Raw genomic sequence first — 21,919 nt, forward strand, 5'->3', positions numbered from 1 at the left:
CTTAGAACGGAGACGTCATGAAACGCAAAGCTCTCGCCCTCGCCGCCGCCGCGGCCTGCGCCGCCGGTTTGTCGCCGGCCCAGGCCCAGATGTCCAACGACACGATCAAGATTGGCTTTCTGACCGACCTGTCCGGCGTGTACGCCGACGTGGACGGCAACGGCGGCGCCGAGGCGATCAAGATGGCGATTGCCGACATGGGCGGCGCCATCAACGGCAAGAAGATCGAGTTCATCGTGGCCGACCACCAGAACAAGGGCGACATCGCCGCCACCAAGGCACGCGAGTGGTTCGACCAGCAGGGCGTCGACCTGTTGATCGGCGGTACCAACTCGACCGCCAGCCTGGCCATGGCCAAGGTGGCGGCGGAAAAGAAGAAGGTGTTCATCGCCATCGGCTCGGGCACCGCGACGCTGACCAACGAGCAGTGCAGCCCGTACACGGTCCACTATGCGTATGACACGGTGGCGCTGGCGCGCGGCACCGGTTCGGCAATGGTGAAGCAGGGCGGCAAGTCGTGGTTCTTCCTGACGGCCGACTATGCGTTCGGGCAGTCGCTGGAAAAGGACACCGCCGACGTGGTGAAGGCCAATGGCGGCACCGTGGTGGGCAGCGTCAAGCACCCGCTGGGGGCGTCGGACTTCTCGTCCTTCCTGCTGCAGGCGCAGTCGTCCAAGGCGCAGGTGCTGGGCCTGGCCAACGCGGGCGGCGATTTCATCAACGCGACCAAGGCGGCCAACGAATTCGGCATTACCAAGAAGATGAAGCTGGCGGGCCTGCTGGTGTTCATCAACGATATCCACACGCTCGGGCTGAACACCACCCAGGGCATGTACCTGACCGATGGCTGGTACTGGGACCAGACTGCCGAAAGCCGCACCTGGGCCAAGAAGTACTTCGCCAAGATGAAGAAGATGCCGTCGATGGTGCAGGCGGGCGACTACTCGGCCGCCATGAACTACCTGAACGCGGTGAAGGCCGTGGGCACGGATGACGCCGACAAGGTGATGGCGCACATGAAGAAGACCAGGATCAACGACATGTTCACCAAGAACGGCGTGATCCGTCCGGACGGGCGCATGGTGCACGACATGTACCTGATGCAGGTGAAGTCGCCGAAGGAGTCGAAAGGGCCGTGGGACTACTACAAGCTGGTCGCAACCATTCCGGGCGACCAGGCCTACACCACCAAGGCCGAGAGCAAGTGCACGGCGTGGAAGTGATGTCCGCACCGAGCTAATCCTTGTTAGCACCTGTAGCCCAAAAACCGTCGTCCCCGCGCAGGCGGGGACCCATAGGCCGCGTGATGTCACGCTCAGCATGGGTTCCCGCCGGCGCGGGAACGACGCCTTAGCGGTAACTGTTTATGGAAATCTTCGGCGTCCCCCTGCAGGCCATGATGAGCCAGCTGCTGCTCGGCCTGGTCAACGGTTCGTTCTACGCAATGCTGTCGCTGGGCCTGGCCGTGATCTTCGGCCTGCTCAACGTGATTAACTTTTCCCACGGCGCCCTGTACATGACCGGCGCCTTCCTGGCCTACATCGGCGTGACCTCGTTCGGCCTGAACTACTGGGAAATGCTGGTGCTGGCCCCGCTCCTGGTCGGCGTGTTCGGCATCGTCATCGAAAAGACCATGCTGCGCTGGCTGTACAAGCTGGACCACCTGTACGGCCTGCTGCTCACCTTCGGCATCACGCTGCTGCTGGAAGGGCTGTTTCGCTCGTTCTTCGGCGTGTCCGGCCAGACGCTGGACGTGCCCGAGCAACTGGCCGGCGCCACCGACCTGGGCTTCATGATCCTGCCGAATTACCGTGCCTGGGTGGTCGGCGCCTCGCTCGCCGTGTGCCTGGCAACCTGGTTCGTGATCGAAAAGACCCGGCTGGGCGCCTACCTGCGCGCCGGCACCGAGAACCCCAAGCTGGTCGAAGCCTTCGGCGTGAACGTGCCGCTGATGGTCACGCTTACCTACGGCTTTGGCGTCGCGCTGGCGGGCTTTGCCGGGGTGCTGGCGGCGCCCGTCATCAACGTCACGCCACTGATGGGCTCGAACCTGATCATCGTCGTGTTCGCGGTCGTCGTCATTGGCGGCATGGGCTCGATCCTCGGCTCGATCCTGACGGGCCTGGGCCTGGGCGTGATCGAGGGCCTGACGCGGGTGTATTACCCCGAAGGCTCGGAGGTGGTGGTGTTCGTCGTGATGGTCATCGTGCTGCTGCTGCGGCCCGCCGGATTGTTTGGCAAAGAGAAGTGAGAGGGAAGGGATGAACAAGAAGCTTGGTTACGCCATCGCACTGCTCATCGCCCTTGCCGCGCCCTTTGTCGGCTATCCGGTGTTCCTGATGAAGCTGCTGTGCTTTGCCCTGTTCGCCTGCGCCTTCAACCTGTTGATTGGCTATACCGGGCTGCTGTCGTTCGGGCATGCGGCCTTCCTTGGCACGGCAGGCTATGTGACCGGCCATGCGCTGGCCGTGCTGGGCCTGCCGTTCGAGGCCGGCATCGTGCTGGGGGTGCTGGCGGCGGCCCTGCTGGGGCTCGTGATGGGCCTGCTCGCGATCCGCCGGCAGGGCATCTACTTTGCGATGATCACGCTGGCGCTGGCGCAAATGGTCTACTTTGCGGCGCTGCGCCTGCCGTTCACGCATGGCGAGGACGGCCTGCAGGGCGTGCCGCGTGGCAAATTCCTGGGGGTGGTCGACCTGTCGCACGACCTGGCGATGTACTACGTCGTGCTGGCCATTTTCGTGGCCGGTTTCGCGCTGATCGTGCGCATCGTGCATTCGCCGTTCGGGCAGGTGCTGGGGGCGATCCGCGAGAACGAGCCGCGTGCCGTGTCGCTGGGCTACGATGTGGACAAGTACAAGCTGCTCGCCTTCGTGCTGTCGGCCGCGCTGGCCGGGCTGGCGGGCGCCACCAAAACCGTGGTGCTGGGCTTCGAGACGCTCACGGACGTGCACTGGACCCTGTCCGGCCTGGTCATCCTGATGACGCTGGTGGGCGGCATGGGGACGCTGGCAGGCCCGATCCTGGGCGCCTTCCTCATTGTCGCGCTCGAGAACAAGCTGGGCGACTGGGGCACCCTGCTGGCCGGCCTGACCGGCATCGACTGGTTCTCCACGCTGGGCGAATCGGTCGGCATCGTCACCGGCCTGATCTTCGTGGCGTGCGTGCTGCTGCTCCGGCGCGGCATTGTTGGCGAGATCGGCGCTGCCTGGGCCGCCTCGTCGCGCCGGCGCCGGACCCCCTGACAACTGGCCGGCGGCTTGGTTCCGCCGGCCGCGCCCTTCCTGCTGGGCGCGCGTCAATAATCGCTTCGTCGGACCACGCAATACTGGAGCTGTCCATTCGACACGGGGGCGCCTGTGCTTGAAGAATCGGTCATTCTCGACGTAAACGGTCTGCACATGCACGTGGTGAGCGCCGGGCAGGGACCGCCGGTGCTGTTGCTGCACGGGTTTCCCGACACGCACGTTGTCTGGCGCAAGCAAATCGGCCCGCTGGCGGAGGCGGGCTTCCGGGCCGTCGCGCCCGACCTGCGCGGCTATGGCAAGACCGATGCGCCAGAAGCGGTGGAGGCGTATGCGCTGGACAACCTGCGTAACGACGTGCTGGCGCTGCTCGACGTGCTTGGCCTGGGCAAGGTGCGGCTGGTGGGGCACGACTGGGGCGCCATCATCGGCTGGTCTCTGTGCATGCATGCGCCGGGCCGTGTGGAGCGGTTCGTGGCGCTTTCCTCGGGCCATCCGGCGGCGCTGGAGCACGCCGGCTTCGTGCAGCGCCTGCGCATGTCCTATGTGTTCGGTTTTGCGATTCCGGGCCTGGCGGAGCACGCGCTCAAGGCCGGCAACTGGTTCTTTGTGCGCAAATTCACCCGCGACCGTACCCAGATCGGCCATTGGCGGCGCAACCTGCGTCCCCCGGGTCGGCTGACGGCCGCGCTCAACTACTACCGGGCCAACCTCAAACTCGGTCTGCCGCATCACTGGCCACCGGTGCAGGTGCCGGTAATGGGCGTGTGGAGCGATCACGACCCGGCCCTGGGAGAGGCCCAGATGCGCGATTCAGCCCGCTACGTGCAGGCCGGTTTTCGCTACGAGCGGATCGAGGGCGCGGACCACTGGCTGCAGCTGACCGCGGCGGACCAGCTCAACGCCCTGCTGCTGGCCTACCTGCGCGAGCCCTACAGCGCGGCGGCGTAGATCGCCCGCGCGTGCTCGCGGGTGAGCTCGCGCGGGTTGTTGCCCAGCAGGCGGGTCTGGAGCATGGCATCGTCCGCCAGACGGTCGAGGTCGGTTGCGCCGATGCCCACGTCGCGCAGGCGCCGGGCGATACCGGTCTGCACGGCAATATGTTGCAAAGTAGCAATCATTCCTTCGGCGCGGGCCTCGTCGCTGCCCTTTACCTCAGGCGCGACGATCTCGGCCAGCTCGGCATAGAGTGCGCATGCCGCGGGCATATTGAATCGCAAGACGTGCGGCAGCACGAGCGAATTGGACAGCCCGTGCGGTACGTGGAAGATGCCGCCGATCGGGTAGGCGAGGGCGTGCACGGCGGCGACCGGCGCGTTGGAAAAGGCCTGGCCGGCCAGGCAGGCGCCGAGCAAGGTCGCCTGCCGTGCACGCAGGTTCTGGCCGTCCTCGCAGGCTGTTAACAACTGTGTGGATAACAGCGCCAGCGCTTGCCGGGCGAGCATGTCGGATATCGGGTTTTTCTTGTGCTTGCTGGTGTAGGCTTCGATCGCGTGGACCATCGCGTCAATACCGGTCGCCGCGGTCACGGCCGGCGGCAGGCCGAGCGTGAGCGTCGCGTCCAGGATCGCCAGGTCGGCATACAGCTGGGGCGCCACCACGCCCATCTTGGTGGTCGTGCCAGTGGTCACGATGGCGATGTTGGTCACTTCCGAGCCCGTTCCCGCCGTGGTCGGGATTTGCGCCAGCAGCAGGCGTTTTCCCTCGACCTTCCCTATTCCGTAGGCTTCCTTCAGCGCCTGGCCGTTCCGGGCCAGCGCCGCGGCGAGCTTGGCGACGTCCATCGAGCTGCCCCCGCCCAAGCCGATGACGAGGTCGGCGCCATGGGCGCGCGCCCTGGCGACGGCGGCTTCCACGACGGCCTCGGGTGGGTCGGCGCTCACTTCCGGGAAGACGTCCACCACCAGCCCGGCCTGCTGCAGTGAGCGCTGCGGCGCATTCACCAGCCCCGCCTTGCGCAGTCCCGGATCGGTGACGATGAGCACCCGGCGGGCTGTGGGTAACTGTGTGGATATCACCTCGCCGAGGCGGTTCGAGGCAGCACCCGGTTCGCAAAGAATGTTGGGGACGGTGCTGAAATTGTAGGCAGTATCACCGTGCATATGTCTCCACCTCGGTCTTTAGTTTGTCGGCAAATCTTACACCGAAGAGGATGCCATCGGCCCAGCTTTCCATGCCGTACAATTGCCGCTTCCGTTCTTTGAAAGTTGTTGATGATTGATTTTGCCCTGCTCGGCGGGGCCGCCTTCCTGGCTGGCCTTGTCGACTCCGTCGTCGGTGGCGGCGGCCTGATCCAGATACCGGCCATCTTCTCCGTGCTGCCCAAAGAAGTCCCCGCCACCCTGTTGGGTACCAACAAGCTGGCCAGCGTGTTTGGTACGGGCTCCGCCGCGATCAGCTATGCACGGCGTGTGCCGGTTGCATGGAGCACGGCTGCGCCCGCCGCGATCGCCGCATTCATTGCCTCGTTCGCTGGCGCCTGGACCGTGAGTCGGGTGCCGGCAGATTTCGTCCGTGGCCTGCTTCCGTTCATCCTGGTCGCGGTGGCGATCTATACCTTCCGCAAGAAGGACTTCGGTTCGGTCCACGCGCCGCTGCACCAGGGCTGGCGCGAGGCAACGCTGGCGATGACGCTGGGGTCAGCAATTGGCTTTTACGATGGCTTCTTCGGGCCAGGCACGGGGAGCTTCCTGTTATTCCTGTTCGTCCGCTTTTTCGGTTTCGATTTCCTCAGTGCATCGGCGGCGGCCAAGATTGTCAACGTGGGCAGCAATCTGTCGGCGCTGATCTGGTTCGGCTACAGCGGTCACCTGATCTGGCAGCTGGGCGCCTTGCTGGCGGTATGCCAGGTCGGCGGCTCGCTGGTCGGGACGCGGCTCGCACTGAAGCATGGAACGGGTTTCGTCCGCAAGCTCTTCCTCGTTGTGGTTTCCGTGCTCATCGTCAAAACCGCATACGCTGCCTTCCTCAGCTGAGTGGTTTGTTCCACGTGAAACAGCCCCGGCCAGCGCGCCGGGTTTTTTTTGTACACTCGAAACTGTTTCACGTGGAACATGGGTCGTATCCGAAACCTGTTCCACGTGGAACATTTTTCAGTCGTTTTCCTGCCGACCCGGCATTTAGGCAAGCAAAACGCCTATAATCCGTTCTCGTACTCCTCGCATCACATTCCACCATGCTATTTCCTACTGAATTCGACGTGATCGTCGTCGGTGGCGGCCATGCCGGTACCGAAGCCGCGCTTGCTTCCGCCCGCACCGGGCAGAAGACGCTGCTGCTCACGCACAACATCGAAACCCTCGGGCAGATGTCCTGCAACCCGTCCATTGGCGGCATCGGCAAGGGCCACCTGGTCAAGGAAGTTGACGCCCTGGGCGGGGCGATGGCGATCGCGACGGACGAGTCCGGCATTCAGTTCCGTATCCTGAACTCGTCCAAGGGCCCGGCCGTGCGCGCCACCCGTGCCCAGGCCGACCGCTTGCTGTACAAACAGGCCATCCGCTCGCGGCTGGAAAACCAGCCCAACCTGTGGCTGTTCCAGCAGGCTGTGGACGACCTGATGGTCGAGGGCGACCGCGTCGTCGGCGCGGTGACGCAGATCGGATTGCAGTTCCGTGCGCGCGCCGTGGTCCTGACCGCAGGCACTTTCCTTGACGGGAAGATCCACGTTGGCCTGCAGAACTACTCGGCAGGCCGGGCAGGGGATCCGCCGGCGGTATCGCTGTCGGCGCGCCTGAAGGAGCTCAAACTGCCGCAAGGTCGCCTGAAGACCGGCACGCCACCGCGCATCGACGGACGCAGTATCGACTTCTCGGTGCTCACCGAGCAGCCGGGCGACCTGGATCCGGTGCCGGTGTTTTCGTACATGGGCAACACCGCCATGCACCCGCGGCAAGTACCGTGCTGGGTCACGCACACCAACGCCCTGACGCACGAGATCATCCGCAACGGCCTGGACCGCAGCCCGATGTACACCGGCGTCATCGAGGGCGTCGGCCCGCGCTATTGCCCGTCGATCGAGGACAAGATCCACCGCTTCGCGTCCAAGGAGTCGCACCAGATCTTCCTCGAGCCCGAGGGCTTGACCACCAACGAGTTCTATCCGAACGGGATCTCGACCAGCCTGCCTTTCGACGTGCAGATCAACCTGGTGCGCTCGATGCGCGGCCTGGAAAACGCGCACATTCTGCGCCCCGGCTACGCCATCGAATACGACTACTTTGACCCGCGCGGCCTGAAGGCCTCGCTCGAAACCAAAGCCATCAAGGGGCTGTTCTTCGCCGGCCAGATCAACGGCACCACCGGCTATGAGGAGGCCGCCGCACAGGGCCTGCTGGCCGGCCTGAACGCCGCGCTGCAAACGCAGGGGCGCGAGGCGTGGACGCCGGGCCGCTCGGAAGCCTACCTTGGCGTGCTGGTGGACGACCTGACCACGCAGGGTGTGGCCGAGCCGTACCGCATGTTCACCAGCCGCGCCGAATATCGCCTGTCGCTGCGCGAGGATAACGCCGACATGCGCCTGACCGAAACCGGGCGCAGGCTCGGCGTGGTGGGCGACGCCCAGTGGGCCGCGTTCGAGGCCAAGCGCGAGGCGGTGGAGCGCGAATTGCAGCGCCTGCGCTCGACCTGGGTCAACCCGCGCATCCTCGCCGCCGCCGAATCGGAACGCGTGGTCGGCCAGGCCATCGAGCGCGAATACACGCTTGCCGACCTGCTGCGCCGGCCCGGCGTGCAGTACGAGCAGCTGATGACGATGCAGGGCGTGGACGGCGGCCAGCTCGCCGGCCCGGGTGTCGAGGACCCGGCCGTGAAGGAGCAGGTCGAAATCCAGCTCAAGTACGCCGGCTACATCGACCGCCAGGCGCGCGAAGTGGAGCGCCACGACCACTACGAGAACCTGCGCCTGCCGCAGGACGTGAACTACCACGACATCGCCGCCCTCTCGATCGAGGTGCGTCAGAAGCTGGACAAGCAGCGTCCGGAGACGCTGGGCCAGGCTTCGCGCATCTCGGGCGTGACCCCGGCCGCGATCTCGCTGCTGCTGGTGTACCTGAAAAAGCATGGCTACAAGGGCTTCACCACCCAGGGCGAGGAGGCTGCCTGATGCGAGGAAGTTTCGACCGCGCCGCGCTCGCGGCAGTGCTGGCCGATGGCATCAAGGAGCTCGGGCTTTCGCTCTCCGAGGCGCAACAAGCCCAGCTGATGGACTACCTGGCCCTGATGGCCAAGTGGAACTCGGTGTACAACCTGACCTCCCTGCGCGACCCGATGCAGATGGTGACCCACCACCTGCTCGATTCGCTGGCCGCGGTGCCGGCGTTCGCGGGCGCTGCCAACGTGCTGGACGTCGGGGCAGGGGGCGGTCTGCCCGGCATCGTGCTCGCGATCGCCCGGCCCGACATGAAGGTGTCGATGGTGGACACGGTGCACAAGAAAACCGCCTTTCTCACCCAGGTGAAGGCCGAGCTGGGCCTGACCAACGTGACCGTCTACACGGCGCGGGTGGAGCAGCTGCAGGTGAGCGACAACTTCGATGTCATCACCTCGCGCGCTTTTGCCGACCTGTCGGATTTCGTGAACTGGTCGGGACACCTGCTGGCCCAGGGCGGGCGCTTCATTGCGCTCAAGGGAACGGCTCCGGCAGAGGAGCAGCAAAGGCTGCCGCAGGAATGGAAGGTAACCGAGCTGCGGCCCCTGCGGGTGCCAAGGCTGGGAGCGGAGCGGCACCTCGTTTTCATCGAGCGAGCGCAGTAGAAAAGAGTAAACCGTATAAACAGTTTATACCGTTTATTTCGTATAAACCGTGCAAATGGTTTTGTTAATATAAACGGTTTAAACCTATAAGACAGTTGCGTCCAGGGATTAGGGATACATGGCCAAGATATTTTGCGTTGCAAACCAAAAGGGCGGCGTAGGCAAAACCACGACCACCGTCAACCTGTCGGCGGGCCTCGCCAAGCTGAACCAGCGGGTGCTGCTGGTCGACCTGGACCCGCAGGGCAACGCGACCATGGGCGCGGGCATCAACAAGGCGGGGCTGTCGGCCTCCACCTACGAGGTGCTGCTCGGCAGCGCCGACGTGGCGTCCGCGCGCCAGCGTTCCGAGTCGGGCCGCTTCGACGTGCTGCCTTCCAACCGCGAGCTGGCCGGCGCCGAAGTCGAGATGGTCGAGCTGGACAACCGCGAGCGCCGCCTCAAGGACGCGCTGGCCGCGGTGGAGGGCGACTACGACTTCATCCTGATCGACTGCCCGCCCGCGCTGTCCATGCTGACCCTGAACGGCCTGTGCTCGGCGCACGGCGTGATCATCCCGATGCAGTGCGAGTACTACGCGCTGGAAGGCCTGTCCGACCTGGTCAACACGATCAAGAAGGTGCACGCCAACCTGAACCACGACCTGAAGATCATCGGCCTTCTCCGCGTGATGTTCGACCCGCGCGTGACGCTGTCGCAGCAGGTATCGAGCCAGCTCGAGGAACACTTCGGCGACAAGGTGTTCAAGACCGTCATCCCGCGCAACGTGCGCCTGGCCGAGGCGCCGTCCTACGGCATGCCCGGCGTGGTGTTCGATCCCTCGTCCAAGGGCGCGCAAGCCTACATCGCGTTCGGCGCCGAGATGGTCCAGCGCATCAAGACAATGTAATTGGAAAGACTACACAACATGGCAACCAAAAAGATGAAGGGCCTCGGCCGCGGACTGGAAGCGCTGCTGGGTGGCGACTCGGAGCCGGCCCAGGGCGGCGCCACCCCGTCCGCGCTGCCGGTCGGGCAGCTCCAGGCCGGCAAGTACCAACCGCGCACGCGCATGGACGAGGGCGCGCTGGCCGAGCTGGCGGCATCGATCAAGTCGCAGGGCATCATGCAGCCGGTGCTGGTGCGCCCGGTGGATGGCGGCCGCTACGAAATCATCGCCGGCGAGCGCCGCTTCCGCGCCGCGCAGCTGGCCGGGTTGGAAGAGATCCCGGTGCTGGTGCGCGAGGTCGACGACCAGGCCGCCGCCGCCATGGCCCTGATCGAGAACATCCAGCGCGAGGACCTGAACCCGCTGGAAGAGGCGCAGGGCATCGCGCGCCTGATCTCGGACTTCAGTTTCACCCACGAGCAGGCCGCCAACGCGGTGGGACGCTCGCGCAGCGCCGTGTCCAACCTGCTGCGCCTGATTAACCTGGCCGGCCCGGTGCAGACCATGCTGATGGCGGGCGACATCGACATGGGCCACGCCCGGGCCCTGCTGGCGGTGGACAGCGCCACCCAGATCGGGCTGGCCAACCAGGTCGTTGCCAAGCGCCTGTCGGTGCGCGAGACCGAAAAGCTGGTCGCGCGCGCGATCGAGGAACGCGACGCGCCGGCGGCCGCCCCGCGCCAGAAGGAAAAGCCGGGCGATATCGTGCGGCTGGAAGAGGAGCTGTCGGACAAGCTGGCCACCCCGGTCCAGTTCAAGATGGGGCCAAAGGGCAGGGGCCAGATGATCATCGACTTTGCCGACCTGGATATCCTGGATGGCGTGCTGGCGCGCCTGCGCGCCTGAGCTTGTTGATAAGAGGCGGCCTATCCACACCCGCCGTCCCTTGATCCGTCGTCCCGGCGAAGGCCGGGACCCATGCTGAGTCCGCTCCGCCTGCGGCCTGAATGTCTTCGCGCCGGAGCAAGCGGTCTGTGGGCCCCCGCCTTCGCGGCGACGACGTGGTTTTAAGGGGGTGGAAATTCACTTTTCGCCACCCCCGCAAGTTTCCTGTAAGTTAACAGATATATGCACCTTCGCTGTGCAAAATCTTTCCTTACACGAAACTTTTCGCACCACAAACCTGCCCCATCAACGTCCAGAATCGTTTGACTGGCTTCCGTATAAACACTTATAATCGACAGGATAACTGTAACAACCGTACCGTTACCGGCTTCACATGGCTAGCGCGAAAAATCCAAAAGAATGCTGCGCATAGTCTCCCTGCAAATGATGGCAACAGCACTGGCTGGCCTTGTGGCCGCACTGCTGGGGGGATGGCCTGCGATGATTTCAGCCGTGCTCGGTGGGTTGTGTTGTGTCGTACCCAACGCGTTGTTCGCGCTGCGCCTGTTTGCCAGCGTGCACCGTCCGGGTGCAGCCAGTCCGGCGACATTTTTCGTCGGCGAGTTTATAAAGATTGCGTTGACGGTGGGCTTTCTTGGCGCCACCGCCTGGTTGTACCACGATTTGAACTGGCCCGCGCTCATCGGCGGCTTCGTCGTGGCGCTCAAAAGTTACATCATCTTATTATTTAGGCACCAGAAATGACCACTGAAATTGCTGAGGGAGCACACGCCGCCGGTGAGCATGCGATCACCGCCGGTGAGTACATCAAGCACCACCTGCACCACAACGCATCGCACGCCCAGCAGGGCCCGATCGACTTTTCCGTTATCCACTACGATACTATCTTCTGGTCGGTCCTGCTGGCCGCGGTCGCCGCGATCTTCCTGATCGCCGCCGCGCGCCGCGCCACCGCCGGCGTGCCGGGCCGCTTCCAGGCCTTCGTCGAGATGGTGGTCGAGCTGGTCGAAGACCAGTCCAAGGCGATCGTGCATGGCAACCGCTCGTTCATCGCCCCGCTGGCGCTGACCGTGTTCGTCTGGGTCGTGCTGATGAACTCGATGGACTTCCTGCCGGTCGACCTGTTCTCCTGGACCGCCGGCAAGCTGGGCCTGGGCGAGCCGTACTTCCGCGTCGTTCCCACCGCCGACCTGAACGGCACCCTGGGCATGTCGCTGGTCGTGCTGGTGCTCATGCTGTACTACAACGTCAAGATCAAAGGCGCCGGCGGCTTCGTGCACGAGCTGTTCTGCGCCCCGTTCGGCGCCCACCCGGCCCTGTGGATCTTCAACTTCGGCCTGAACCTGATCGAATTCGCCGCCAAGACCGTCTCGCTGGCAATGCGACTTTTCGGCAACATGTTTGCCGGCGAACTGATCTTCCTGCTGATCGCCCTGCTGGGTGCGCAGTGGGTGGGCTTCACGGGGCAAAGCCTGGCGCTGTCGGGCCTGCACATCTTTGCCGGTTCGGTCTGGGCTGTGTTCCACATCCTGATCGTGCTGCTGCAAGCTTTCATTTTCATGATGCTGACGCTGGTGTACCTCGGCCAGGCGCATGAAGGTCACTAAGCAGCATCGTCGTTTTTCGCAGTATCTGGTTTTTTAACTTTTCATTTTTTTGATTATCTAAGGAGTTTTTGATGACTAACGTCGCGTTTGTTGCACTGGCTTGCGGTCTGATCATTGGTCTGGGTGCTATCGGTGCATGTATCGGTATTGGTGTGATGGGCGGCAAGTACATCGAAGCTTCGGCCCGCCAGCCTGAACTGATGAACACCCTGCAGACCAAGATGTTCCTGCTGGCTGGTCTGATCGACGCTGCATTCCTGATCGGTGTTGGTATCGCGATGATGTTTGCTTTCGCAAACCCGTTCGGCGCCTAATCCCCGGATACTTGAATAGCCGGGCCCCGCGCGTACTTACCGCCGGCCCGGCACATTTCATTCTGAGAAGGAAAAAGCTGTGAACTTAAACGCTACAATGTTCGTGCAGTCCATTGTGTTCTTCATCCTGGCGTGGGTCGTGGCGAAATTCGTCTGGCCGCCGGTGGTGAACGCTCTGGATGCGCGTGCAAAGAAAATTGCTGAAGGTCTGGCCGCGGCCGACCAGGGCAAGCAGGCCATGGCCGCCGCCGAAAAGCGCGTCCAGGTCGAGCTGGCCTCGGCACGCGACGAAGGCGCCAAGCGCATCGCCGAAGCCGAGCAGCGCGCTCAACTGGTTGCCGAAGAGATCAAGGCCCAGGCCCAGGCCGAAGCTGCCCGCATCGTCGCACAAGCCAGGGCGGAAGCCGAGCAGCAAGTGACCAAGGCCCGCGAAGAACTGCGTGGCCAGGTTGCCGGCCTGGCCGTCAAGGGCGCCGAGCAGATCCTCAAGCGCGAGATCAACCCGCAAGCGCACGCCGACCTGCTGGCCCAACTGTCGACCGAGCTCTGATCATGGCTGAACTCGCAACCGTCGCCCGCCCCTACGCTGAAGCGCTGTTCCGTGTCGCCCAAAACGGCGACATGGCGGCCTGGTCCAATATCGTCGGTGAACTGGCCCTGATCGGCGCCAATCCCGATGTGCAGGAGTTCGCCAACAACCCGAACGTGACCCCGGCACAGCTGGCCGATACGATTGCGTCTCTGGTCAAGGCCCCGCTCAACGCCGAAGCGAAAAACTTTATCGCGATGCTCGCCGAAAATGGCCGTGTCGCTCTGTTGCCGGAGATCGGCGCCCAGTTCCAGGTACTGAAAAACGCCCAGGAAGGTGCCGCCGACGCGACTATCTATAGCGCGTTCGAGATCTCTGCCGGCCAGCTGTCGCAGCTGGTTGCCACTCTGGAAAAGAAATTTGGCCGCAAGCTGAACCCAACGGTAACAGTGGACCCTTCGCTGATCGGTGGTGTGCGCGTGGTCGTCGGTGACGAAGTGCTCGATACCTCGGTTCGCGCCAAGCTGCAGCAGATGCAGGTTGCGCTGACCGCCTGAGTCGCACGAGACACCGGCGCGCCGCGCCCTTGCCCTACGCATCAAGAAACTATTAGGAGTTAGCATGCAACTTAACCCATCTGAAATCAGCGAACTGATCAAGAGCCGCATCCAGGGTCTCGAGGGTCAGGCTGATGTTCGTAATCAAGGCACGGTGATCTCCGTTGCCGACGGCATCTGCCGCATCCATGGTCTGTCGGACGTGATGCAGGGCGAGATGCTGGAGTTCCCGGGTAACACCTTCGGCCTGGCAATGAACCTGGAGCGCGACTCGGTCGGCGCCGTGGTGCTGGGTGACTACGAGCACATCTCGGAAGGCGACACCGTCAAGACCACCGGCCGCATCCTGGAAGTGCCGATCGGTCCGGAACTGCGTGGCCGCGTCGTCAACGCGCTGGGCCAGCCGATCGACGGCAAGGGCCCGGTCAACGCCACCCTGACCGCCCCGATCGAAAAGATCGCCCCGGGCGTGATCGCCCGTGAGTCCGTGTCGCAGCCGATGCAAACCGGCCTGAAGGCAATCGACTCGATGGTGCCGATCGGCCGTGGCCAGCGCGAGCTGATCATTGGCGACCGCCAGACCGGTAAGTCGGCCGTGGCCGTGGACGCGATCATCAACCAGAAGGGTCAGAACATGACCTGTATCTACGTTGCGATCGGCCAGAAAGCCTCGACCATCAAGAACATCGTGCGCTCGCTCGAGCAGCACGGCGCGATGGAGTACACCATCGTCGTGGCCGCTTCCGCTTCGGAATCGGCAGCCATGCAGTACATCGCCGCCTACTCCGGCTGCGCCATGGGCGAATACTTCCGCGACCGCGGCGAAGACGCGCTGATCGTGTACGACGACCTGTCCAAGCAGGCAGTCGCCTACCGCCAGATCTCGCTGCTGCTGCGCCGCCCGCCGGGCCGCGAAGCTTACCCGGGCGACGTGTTCTACCTGCACAGCCGTCTGCTGGAGCGTGCCGCTCGCGTGAACGCCGACTACGTCGAGAAGTTCACCAATGGCGCCGTCAAGGGCCAGACCGGCTCGCTGACCGCACTGCCGATCATCGAAACCCAGGCAGGCGACGTGTCGGCCTTCGTTCCGACCAACGTGATTTCGATTACCGACGGCCAGATCTTCCTGGAGACCTCGCTGTTCAACGCCGGTATCCGTCCTGCAATTAACGCGGGTATCTCGGTGTCGCGCGTCGGTGGCGCTGCCCAGACCAAGGTCATCAAGGGCCTGTCCGGCGGTATCCGTACCGACCTGGCACAGTACCGCGAGCTGGCTGCGTTCGCGCAGTTTGCATCGGACCTGGACGAAGCGACCCGCAAGCAGCTGGACCGCGGTGCACGCGTGACCGAACTGCTGAAGCAGCCGCAATACTCGCCGCTGCCGATCTCGCTGATGGCCGTGTCGCTGTTCGCCGTGAACAAGGGCTACTTCGACGACATCGACGTCAAGCAAGTGCTGCCGTTCGAAGCTGGTCTGCATTCGTACATGAAGACCAAGCACGCCGACCTGCTCGCCAAGATCGAACAGACCAAGGCGCTGGACAAGGATGGCGAAGCAGCGCTGGCTGCCGCGATCGGCGACTTCAAGAAGTCGGGCGCATTCTAATCACGTCACGTTTGGATCGCCGCGCCGGTGAACGGTGCGGCAGTCCAAGAAGGAAGGACTCATGGCAGCAGGCAAAGAGATACGTGGCAAGATCAAGAGCGTAGAGAATACGAAGAAGATCACCAAGGCGATGGAAATGGTCGCCGCGTCCAAGATGCGCAAGGCGCAGGACCGGATGCGCGCCGCCCGTCCGTACAGTGAGAAGATTCGGAACATCACCGCCAATCTGGCCACCGCAAACCCGGAGTACACGCACCCGTTCATGGCCCGCGCCAAGACCACGGATGCCAAGGCCGTCGGATTCATCGTCGTCACGACCGATAAAGGTCTGTGCGGCGGCATGAACACCAACGTGCTGCGCCAGGTCACGCAAAAGAGCCGCGAGCTCGAAACCGCCGGCAACCGCATCGAAGCTGTCGCCATCGGCAACAAGGGCCTCGGTTTCCTGCAGCGGATCGGCGTCAAGATCGCCGCACAGGCCGTGCAGCTGGGCGATACCCCGCACCTGGAAAAGCTGATCGGGCCGGTCAAGGTCATGCTCGACGCCTACCAGGAAGGCAAGCTCGATACGGTCTACCTGTGCTACACCAAGTTCATCAACACCATGAAGCAAGAGCCGGTGGTCGAGCAGCTGCTCCCCCTGCCGGCCAAGCAGCTGGAAGCGGACAAGGCATCCCACGCCTGGGATTACCTGTACGAGCCGGACGCTGCAACCGTGATCGATGAACTGCTGGTGCGCTACGTCGAGGCGCTGATTTACCAGGCAGTGGCCGAAAACCTCGCGTCCGAGCAGTCGGCGCGCATGGTGGCCATGAAGGCGGCAAGCGACAACGCAGGTAACGTGATCGGTGAGCTGAAGCTGGTCTACAACAAGACCCGCCAGGCGGCGATTACCAAAGAACTCTCCGAGATCGTCGCTGGTGCAGCGGCCGTCTAAACAAGAATTTAACTATTACTGAAGGAACGAACATGGCTGATGGCAAAATCGTTCAGTGTATCGGCGCAGTGGTCGACGTGGAATTCCCGCGCGACGCCATGCCCAAGGTATACGACGCACTGAAAATGGAAGGCTCCGAACTGACCCTGGAAGTCCAGCAGCAGCTGGGCGACGGCGTGGTTCGTACCATTGCGCTGGGCAGCTCGGAAGGCCTGCGTCGCGGCATGCTGATCAAGAACACCAACGCGCCGATCACGGTGCCGGTTGGCCCGGCCACCCTCGGCCGCATCATGGACGTGCTGGGCAACCCGATCGACGAACGTGGTCCGGTCAGCCTCGAGCACACCGCATCGATTCACCGTGCCGCCCCGACCTACGACGAGCTGTCGCCGTCGCAGGAACTGCTGGAAACCGGCATCAAGGTGATCGACCTGGTCTGCCCGTTCGCCAAAGGCGGTAAGGTCGGCCTGTTCGGCGGCGCCGGCGTGGGCAAGACCGTGAACATGATGGAACTGATCAACAATATCGCAAAAGCGCACTCGGGCCTGTCCGTGTTCGCCGGCGTGGGTGAGCGTACCCGTGAAGGTAACGACTTCTACCACGAGATGGCCGATTCCAAGGTCGTGGACCTGGAAAACCTGGGCAACTCGAAAGTGGCGATGGTGTACGGCCAGATGAACGAACCGCCGGGCAACCGCCTGCGCGTGGCGCTGACCGGCCTGACCATCGCGGAATCGTTCCGCGACCAGGGCAAGGACGTGCTGTTCTTCGTCGACAACATCTACCGCTACACGCTGGCCGGTACCGAAGTGTCGGCACTGCTGGGCCGTATGCCGTCGGCAGTGGGCTACCAGCCGACCCTGGCCGAAGAAATGGGCCGCCTGCAAGAGCGCATCACCTCGACCAAGACCGGTTCGATCACCTCGATCCAGGCCGTGTACGTCCCTGCGGACGACCTGACCGACCCGTCGCCGGCAACCACCTTCGCCCACCTGGACTCGACCGTCGTGCTGTCGCGTGACATCGCTTCGCTCGGTATCTACCCGGCAGTGGACCCGCTGGACTCGACCTCGCGCCAGCTGGACCCGCTGGTCGTGGGCCAGGAGCACTACGAGACCGCGCGCTCGGTCCAGGGCACCCTGCAGCGCTACAAGGAACTGCGCGACATCATCGCGATTCTGGGCATGGACGAACTGGCACCGGAAGACAAGCTGGTGGTGGCACGCGCACGTAAGATGCAGCGTTTCCTGTCGCAGCCGTTCCACGTCGCGGAAGTGTTCACCGGCTCGCCGGGCAAGTACGTTTCGCTGAAAGACACGATCAAGGGCTTCAAGATGATCGCGTCGGGCGAACTGGACCATCTGCCGGAGCAGGCCTTCTACATGGTCGGCACGATCGAGGAAGCCATCGAAAAAGCCAAGAAACTGGCTGCCTAAGTCGGCATCTTCACACTGAAGGACAACCATGGCAAACACTATCCACGTTGACGTCGTCTCGGCCGAAGACTCGATCTTCTCGGGTGAAGCCGAATTCGTCGCGTTGCCGGGTGAAGCGGGTGAGCTGGGTATCTACCCGAAGCACACCCCGCTGATCACGCGCGTCAAGCCGGGTGCCGTACGTATCCAGGTGGCCGGCCGTAGCGACGAGGAGTTCGTCTTCGTCGCCGGTGGCATCCTCGAAGTGCAGCCGAACCGCGTGACGGTTCTGGCCGACACCGCGATCCGCGGCCACGACCTTGACGAAGCAAAAGCACAGGAAGCCAAGAAACGGGCCGAAGAGCTGATGCAGAACAAGGACGCAGCGATCGACTACGCGAAAGCCCAGGCCGAACTGGCCGCGGCAATCGCGCAACTGGCAGCGATCCAGAAGCTGCGCGCCAAGCGCTGAGCTTCACGCAGCAATACAAAGGGGCAGCTTCGGCTGCCCTTTTTTTATATGTACGTTCGGAGGAGATAAGGAATGAAAAGAACAAAAGCGGTAGTCCTCGTCGGCGCAATGTGGATGGCCGGCGCGGTGTGGGCGCAAGGTCCGCTGGATGCTCTCAATGCAAAGTTCGCGGCCACCCCCGTGCCCGGCAGCATTTCCATCGCAATGGTCGGCCGGGAGCCGCACGGTGGCGTCACCTCGTCGGTATCGGTCACGGGCAATGAAGGCTTGCGGCCGGACGCCACCTTCCGCGTCGCCAGCAACACCAAGACCTACGTGGCGGCCACCGTGCTGCGCCTGTGGGAAGACGGCAAGATCAAGCTGGACGCGAGCATCCGCGACTACGTGGACCCGGCCACCATTGCCGCGCTGGACAAGGACGGCTACGACACCGCGCACATCACCGTGCGCCAGCTGCTGACGCACACGGCCGGCATTGCCGACCACACCAACAGCAAGCAATTCGGCGAGCTGCTGGCGACCCACCCCGAGACCGCGTGGACGCGCGAGAGCACGCTCGACGCACTGGTGCGCTGGACCGACCCGGTGGGCAAGCCCGGCGAAAAATTCTACTACTCGGACGACGGCTACTGCCTGCTGGGCAACATCATCGAGCGCCTGACCGGCAAGCCGCTGGCGCGGGCGGTCCACGAGATCCTCGGCTATGAAAAGCTCGGCTTGAAGAGCACGTACTGGGAAACGCAGGAGCCGGCGGCGCCGCAGGCCGGGCCGCGCGCGCACCAGTTGTTTGATGACGGCCGCGATACCTACGGCTGGAATCCGTCGCTCGACATGTACGGTGGCGGCGGCATCGTGGCCGACCCGCGCGACCTGGCGTGGTTTCTGTATGACCTGTTCGAAGGCAAGGTCTTCAAGCATCCGGAGACTTTGCAGCTGATGCTGTCGAACCAGGGTCTCCCGGCGGACAGCCAGTATCGCATGGGCATTTTCGAGTACGAGGCAAATGGCGTGAAAGCGTACTGGCACAGCGGCTTCTGGGGCACGGCTGCCTTCTATGTGCCGAGCCAGCACCGCGCCTACGCCTTTGCCGTCACGCGCCGCAACGCGTACAAGCCGGCATTCGAGCAGATGAAGGCCTATATCAGCGGCAAATAAGGACCGGGCCGCCGCTTGAGCCGGCATAAGGCGAACGCGGCCCTAATGCGCTTTACTGTTGCATCCGATCACTTTCTCTCGAAGGGGAACCGTATGCAAACCACGCTTGCCGGCCAGTTTCTGATCCTGAGTGCGCACGACCGTCTGTTGCAGGCCCACACCACCGGCGTCATGCATGCGGTCACCGAACTGGCCAGGGCCGGGGACGAGGAGCGCTGGAACGTCTACGTCTGGGCCGACGGCCGGCTGTCGCTGCAGAACGAGAAGTCCAGGCTGTGGCTGTCGGCCGAACCGGATGGGCGGGCGATCTGCAATCGCCCGAAGGCGGACGAATGGGAGAAGTGGACCCTGCACGCGGCGGGCGACCTGTTCCACATTGGCCTGAAGAGCGCACACGGCAAATGGCTGTGCGCGCAGCCGCCCGGCCAGGAAACCCGCTACGGCGGCGAGGTGGTGGCCGACCGCGACGCCTGCGCCGAATGGGAGCGCTTCTCGATCCTGCCGTCAAAGCAGGGTCAACTGCACGACCCGATCTGGTGGGAGGCGGTCGGCAATGCGGTGGGCGGGGCGACCGCGCTCAAGCCGATCGTGGTTGAATAACAGCCGTCGTCCCGGCGTGCGCCTGGACGACGGTGGGGGTGGTTTCAGCGGGTAGTTGCCAGCTCCACCGTCGCCAGGCTCGGCTGGCGCTCCTTCTGCAGGCGCGCCGCTACCTGCTCGGCCTTGGCAAATGCGCGGATCAGGTTGCCGCCGGCCAGTTTCGCCAGGTCCGCATCGTTCCACCCGCGCTTGATCAGCTCGGCGAACAGCACCGGATAGGTCGAGACATCCTTGAGCCCTTCCGGATCGTTGCCGCCGCAGTAATCGGCGCCGATGCCCACGTGGTCCTTGCCGGCGATGCGGGCGATGTGCTCGATGTGGTCGGCGACATCCGTCACCGTCACCCGCGGGAGCGGCCCGGCCTCCTTCAGGTAGGCCTCGTAGATGGCCTTCTTGTCGGCGGGGCTGGCGCCTTTCGGGGTCCGTTTTTTCAGCTCGTCGCTCCACGCCAGCGCCTGCTTGTTCAGGAATTCCGGTACGTAGTAGACCATCACCACGCCGCCATTGGCCGGCATGCGTTTGAGCACCTCGTCCGGCACATTGCGCTCGATCGGCGCCAGCGCCCGCGCGCCGGTGTGCGAGAAGATTACCGGCGCCTCGCTCACGTCCAGCGCCTGCTGCATGACGTCGGTGCTCACGTGGGCCAGGTCCACCAGCATGCCGAGCCGGTTCATCTCGCGCACCACCTCCCTGCCGAACGGCGTCAAGCCGCCGTGCCGGTGCTCGTCCGCTGCCGCGTCGGCCCAGTCGAGGGTGACGTTGTGGGTCAGCGTCATGTAGCGCACGCCCATGTCGTAGTAAGCGCGCAGCGCGCCCAGGCTGTTTTCGATGACGTGGCCGCCCTCCATGCCCAGGAAGCTGGCCACCTTGCCGGCGCGCTTGGCTTTCATGATGTCCGCGCTGGTCGTGGCCAGCATGAAGCTGTCCGGGTAGCGCGCGATCATCCGCTTGGTCAGCTCGATCTGTTCGAGCTGGGTGCGCGCCCAGCCGCTCTTGAGCGCACCGTCCACGTACACGCTCCAGAACTGCGCCGACACCCCGCCCGCCTTCAGGCGCGCGATGTCGGTCTCGCCGTCGGTATGCTGGCGCAGGTCGTAGCCCGCCACGTCCCCGTGGTACTTGGGATGCTCGCGGATGATGTACGGCAGGTCGTTGTGGCCGTCCACCAGCGGCACGCGCGCCAGCAGCGCTTTGGCGTGCTGCAGCGCCAGGTCGTCGGACGGCGTGGCCGGCGCCGCCGCGCATGACGCGGAAATGAACAGTCCTGCCAACAGCATCGGGATAGGGCGGATCATGAAAGCCTTTCGAAGAATGAAAGTGGGCGCTTACTGCGCGGCCAGCCGCTGCGCCACGCGGTGCCGGAAATAACCTTCCTGCACATAGCGGTACAGGTTCTTGCCCGGGCAGACGGTCTGGGCGGAATAGTCGCGGTGGCTGGCGATGCGGTCGAGCGGCACATGGTACTTGGCCGCCAGCATCGCCATCAGGTCGACGACGGCGTCGAGCTGCTTCTGGTTCGGCTGCACTTCCTCGAAATTGCCCACCACCTCGATCAGCGCATGGCCCATCGGGTCATATTCGGTATTGGTGTCGCCGGCGTACTGGATGTCGCGGCCGGCGTAGATCTTGCCGTCAAGGTCGATGATGTAGTGGTAGGGAATGTCGAGCCAGTGCTTGGTGCTGCGCGACCAGGCCTGCAGGTTGCGCAGGTATTGGACCGGATCCTTGCCCTCGGGGAAGGGCTCGCCCTGGTGATGCAGGGTGATGTAGCTGACGGTCTGCTTGCGCGCGAGGGCGGGATCGGCAGGCGTGCCGCCCCACGCGGACACGGCAACGATGCTGCGCTCGACGTCCGCAAGGGCAGGCGCGGCGCCGGCGGCACTGGCAAACAGCAGGCACAGCGCGGCAGTGGCGAAGGTTTTCTTGACGGACATGGGGATGGCTCGGTGAAGGA

The 21,919-nt window shown here is 63.9% G+C and carries 23 protein-coding genes; 20 read left to right on the forward strand and 3 right to left on the reverse strand.

Features of this window, described 5'->3' with window-relative positions:
* Positions 1-17: 17 nt before the first annotated feature.
* From NX773_RS16785 to NX773_RS16800, 4 genes are all read left to right on the forward strand, one after another.
* Entirely contained in the window at positions 18-1,223 is a 1,206-nt protein-coding gene (locus tag NX773_RS16785) for an ABC transporter substrate-binding protein (protein WP_258857461.1), read from the forward strand.
* A gap of 143 nt (positions 1,224-1,366) precedes the next feature.
* A complete protein-coding gene (locus NX773_RS16790; RefSeq protein ID WP_258822818.1) occupies positions 1,367-2,251 on the forward strand; it encodes a branched-chain amino acid ABC transporter permease in 885 nt (294 codons plus the stop codon).
* A gap of 10 nt (positions 2,252-2,261) precedes the next feature.
* Positions 2,262-3,245: a branched-chain amino acid ABC transporter permease gene (locus NX773_RS16795; protein WP_258857462.1), complete on the forward strand. Its 984-nt coding sequence runs from the start codon at positions 2,262-2,264 to the stop codon at positions 3,243-3,245.
* A 114-nt stretch (positions 3,246-3,359) separates the two neighbouring features.
* The gene (locus NX773_RS16800) at positions 3,360-4,196 is read left to right on the forward strand and encodes an alpha/beta fold hydrolase (RefSeq protein ID WP_258857463.1); all 837 of its coding nucleotides are present in this window, start codon (positions 3,360-3,362) and stop codon (positions 4,194-4,196) included.
* Here the strand turns inward: NX773_RS16800 and NX773_RS16805 are convergent.
* Positions 4,178-5,347 (reverse strand): iron-containing alcohol dehydrogenase, encoded by a 1,170-nt coding sequence (locus NX773_RS16805; protein ID WP_258857464.1) that lies wholly within the window; start codon positions 5,345-5,347, stop codon positions 4,178-4,180. The genes NX773_RS16800 and NX773_RS16805 overlap by 19 nt on opposite strands.
* Positions 5,348-5,458: 111 nt before the next feature.
* Here NX773_RS16805 and NX773_RS16810 point away from each other — a divergent pair, with 111 nt between their 5' ends.
* The 16 genes from NX773_RS16810 to NX773_RS16885 all read left to right on the forward strand — a co-directional run bounded on the left by NX773_RS16810 (position 5,459) and on the right by NX773_RS16885 (position 19,965).
* Entirely contained in the window at positions 5,459-6,220 is a 762-nt protein-coding gene (locus NX773_RS16810) for a sulfite exporter TauE/SafE family protein (RefSeq protein WP_258857465.1), read from the forward strand.
* A 200-nt stretch (positions 6,221-6,420) separates the two neighbouring features.
* Entirely contained in the window at positions 6,421-8,349 is a 1,929-nt protein-coding gene (mnmG, locus tag NX773_RS16815) for a tRNA uridine-5-carboxymethylaminomethyl(34) synthesis enzyme MnmG (protein WP_258857466.1), read from the forward strand.
* Entirely contained in the window at positions 8,349-8,999 is a 651-nt protein-coding gene (gene rsmG, locus NX773_RS16820) for a 16S rRNA (guanine(527)-N(7))-methyltransferase RsmG (RefSeq protein WP_258857467.1), read from the forward strand. Before mnmG ends, rsmG begins: the two co-directional genes overlap by 1 nt.
* Before the next feature lie 118 nt (positions 9,000-9,117).
* Positions 9,118-9,888, forward strand: a complete 771-nt coding sequence (locus NX773_RS16825) for a ParA family protein (RefSeq protein WP_258857468.1) — start codon at positions 9,118-9,120, stop codon at positions 9,886-9,888.
* A gap of 18 nt (positions 9,889-9,906) precedes the next feature.
* Complete coding sequence (locus tag NX773_RS16830; protein WP_258857469.1) at positions 9,907-10,773, forward strand: ParB/RepB/Spo0J family partition protein; 867 nt, start codon at positions 9,907-9,909, stop codon at positions 10,771-10,773.
* Positions 10,774-11,172: 399 nt separating this feature from the next.
* A complete protein-coding gene (locus NX773_RS16835; RefSeq protein ID WP_258857470.1) occupies positions 11,173-11,517 on the forward strand; it encodes an ATP synthase subunit I in 345 nt (114 codons plus the stop codon).
* Positions 11,514-12,380, forward strand: a complete 867-nt coding sequence (gene atpB, locus NX773_RS16840; RefSeq protein WP_258857471.1) for a F0F1 ATP synthase subunit A — start codon at positions 11,514-11,516, stop codon at positions 12,378-12,380. Before NX773_RS16835 ends, atpB begins: the two co-directional genes overlap by 4 nt.
* Positions 12,381-12,451: 71 nt before the next feature.
* Positions 12,452-12,694, forward strand: coding sequence for a F0F1 ATP synthase subunit C (atpE, locus tag NX773_RS16845; protein ID WP_258812922.1), 243 nt, complete (start codon positions 12,452-12,454; stop codon positions 12,692-12,694).
* A gap of 79 nt (positions 12,695-12,773) precedes the next feature.
* Complete coding sequence (locus NX773_RS16850) at positions 12,774-13,244, forward strand: F0F1 ATP synthase subunit B (RefSeq protein ID WP_258857472.1); 471 nt, start codon at positions 12,774-12,776, stop codon at positions 13,242-13,244.
* Between the two features lie 2 nt (positions 13,245-13,246).
* The gene (locus NX773_RS16855) at positions 13,247-13,780 is read left to right on the forward strand and encodes a F0F1 ATP synthase subunit delta (RefSeq protein WP_258822830.1); all 534 of its coding nucleotides are present in this window, start codon (positions 13,247-13,249) and stop codon (positions 13,778-13,780) included.
* A 64-nt stretch (positions 13,781-13,844) separates the two neighbouring features.
* Complete coding sequence (gene atpA, locus NX773_RS16860; RefSeq protein ID WP_258822831.1) at positions 13,845-15,386, forward strand: F0F1 ATP synthase subunit alpha; 1,542 nt, start codon at positions 13,845-13,847, stop codon at positions 15,384-15,386.
* A gap of 61 nt (positions 15,387-15,447) precedes the next feature.
* Positions 15,448-16,323 carry a F0F1 ATP synthase subunit gamma gene (gene atpG / locus NX773_RS16865; protein ID WP_258857473.1) on the forward strand — a complete coding sequence of 292 codons (876 nt, stop codon included), beginning with the start codon at positions 15,448-15,450 and terminating at the stop codon, positions 16,321-16,323.
* Positions 16,324-16,355: 32 nt separating this feature from the next.
* Positions 16,356-17,759, forward strand: coding sequence for a F0F1 ATP synthase subunit beta (atpD, locus tag NX773_RS16870; RefSeq protein ID WP_258822833.1), 1,404 nt, complete (start codon positions 16,356-16,358; stop codon positions 17,757-17,759).
* Positions 17,760-17,787: 28 nt separating this feature from the next.
* A complete protein-coding gene (locus NX773_RS16875; protein WP_258822834.1) occupies positions 17,788-18,210 on the forward strand; it encodes a F0F1 ATP synthase subunit epsilon in 423 nt (140 codons plus the stop codon).
* A gap of 72 nt (positions 18,211-18,282) precedes the next feature.
* On the forward strand, positions 18,283-19,365 hold the full coding sequence (locus NX773_RS16880) for a serine hydrolase domain-containing protein (protein ID WP_258857474.1): 1,083 nt from the start codon (positions 18,283-18,285) through the stop codon (positions 19,363-19,365).
* Between the two features lie 93 nt (positions 19,366-19,458).
* Complete coding sequence (locus NX773_RS16885) at positions 19,459-19,965, forward strand: fascin domain-containing protein (protein ID WP_258857475.1); 507 nt, start codon at positions 19,459-19,461, stop codon at positions 19,963-19,965.
* 44 nt (positions 19,966-20,009) lie between these two features.
* Here the strand turns inward: NX773_RS16885 and NX773_RS16890 are convergent, their stop codons facing one another.
* Positions 20,010-21,260: a dipeptidase gene (locus NX773_RS16890; protein ID WP_258857476.1), complete on the reverse strand. Its 1,251-nt coding sequence runs from the start codon at positions 21,258-21,260 to the stop codon at positions 20,010-20,012.
* Between the two features lie 30 nt (positions 21,261-21,290).
* Positions 21,291-21,899, reverse strand: coding sequence for a peptidoglycan recognition protein family protein (locus NX773_RS16895; RefSeq protein ID WP_258857477.1), 609 nt, complete (start codon positions 21,897-21,899; stop codon positions 21,291-21,293).
* Positions 21,900-21,919 lie beyond the last annotated feature (20 nt).

The sequence above is a fragment of the Massilia solisilvae genome, from assembly GCF_024753215.1.
Taxonomy (GTDB): Bacteria; Pseudomonadota; Gammaproteobacteria; order Burkholderiales; family Burkholderiaceae_D; genus Telluria; species Telluria solisilvae.

Bases quoted from the DNA above. Each gene is read 5' to 3' on its own strand.
- NX773_RS16785 (WP_258857461.1), top strand. From the start codon at position 18: ATGAAACGCAAAGCTCTCGCCCTCGCCGCCGCCGCGGCCTGCGCCGCC.
- NX773_RS16790 (WP_258822818.1), top strand. From the start codon at position 1,367: ATGGAAATCTTCGGCGTCCCCCTGCAGGCCATGATGAGCCAGCTGCTG.
- NX773_RS16795 (WP_258857462.1), top strand. From the start codon at position 2,262: ATGAACAAGAAGCTTGGTTACGCCATCGCACTGCTCATCGCCCTTGCC.
- NX773_RS16805 (WP_258857464.1), bottom strand. From the start codon at position 5,347: ATGCACGGTGATACTGCCTACAATTTCAGCACCGTCCCCAACATTCTT.
- NX773_RS16810 (WP_258857465.1), top strand. From the start codon at position 5,459: ATGATTGATTTTGCCCTGCTCGGCGGGGCCGCCTTCCTGGCTGGCCTT.
- mnmG (WP_258857466.1), top strand. From the start codon at position 6,421: ATGCTATTTCCTACTGAATTCGACGTGATCGTCGTCGGTGGCGGCCAT.
- rsmG (WP_258857467.1), top strand. From the start codon at position 8,349: ATGCGAGGAAGTTTCGACCGCGCCGCGCTCGCGGCAGTGCTGGCCGAT.
- NX773_RS16825 (WP_258857468.1), top strand. From the start codon at position 9,118: ATGGCCAAGATATTTTGCGTTGCAAACCAAAAGGGCGGCGTAGGCAAA.
- NX773_RS16830 (WP_258857469.1), top strand. From the start codon at position 9,907: ATGGCAACCAAAAAGATGAAGGGCCTCGGCCGCGGACTGGAAGCGCTG.
- NX773_RS16835 (WP_258857470.1), top strand. From the start codon at position 11,173: ATGCTGCGCATAGTCTCCCTGCAAATGATGGCAACAGCACTGGCTGGC.
- atpB (WP_258857471.1), top strand. From the start codon at position 11,514: ATGACCACTGAAATTGCTGAGGGAGCACACGCCGCCGGTGAGCATGCG.
- atpE (WP_258812922.1), top strand. From the start codon at position 12,452: ATGACTAACGTCGCGTTTGTTGCACTGGCTTGCGGTCTGATCATTGGT.
- NX773_RS16855 (WP_258822830.1), top strand. From the start codon at position 13,247: ATGGCTGAACTCGCAACCGTCGCCCGCCCCTACGCTGAAGCGCTGTTC.
- atpA (WP_258822831.1), top strand. From the start codon at position 13,845: ATGCAACTTAACCCATCTGAAATCAGCGAACTGATCAAGAGCCGCATC.
- atpG (WP_258857473.1), top strand. From the start codon at position 15,448: ATGGCAGCAGGCAAAGAGATACGTGGCAAGATCAAGAGCGTAGAGAAT.
- atpD (WP_258822833.1), top strand. From the start codon at position 16,356: ATGGCTGATGGCAAAATCGTTCAGTGTATCGGCGCAGTGGTCGACGTG.
- NX773_RS16875 (WP_258822834.1), top strand. From the start codon at position 17,788: ATGGCAAACACTATCCACGTTGACGTCGTCTCGGCCGAAGACTCGATC.
- NX773_RS16880 (WP_258857474.1), top strand. From the start codon at position 18,283: ATGAAAAGAACAAAAGCGGTAGTCCTCGTCGGCGCAATGTGGATGGCC.
- NX773_RS16885 (WP_258857475.1), top strand. From the start codon at position 19,459: ATGCAAACCACGCTTGCCGGCCAGTTTCTGATCCTGAGTGCGCACGAC.
- NX773_RS16890 (WP_258857476.1), bottom strand. From the start codon at position 21,260: ATGATCCGCCCTATCCCGATGCTGTTGGCAGGACTGTTCATTTCCGCG.
- NX773_RS16895 (WP_258857477.1), bottom strand. From the start codon at position 21,899: ATGTCCGTCAAGAAAACCTTCGCCACTGCCGCGCTGTGCCTGCTGTTT.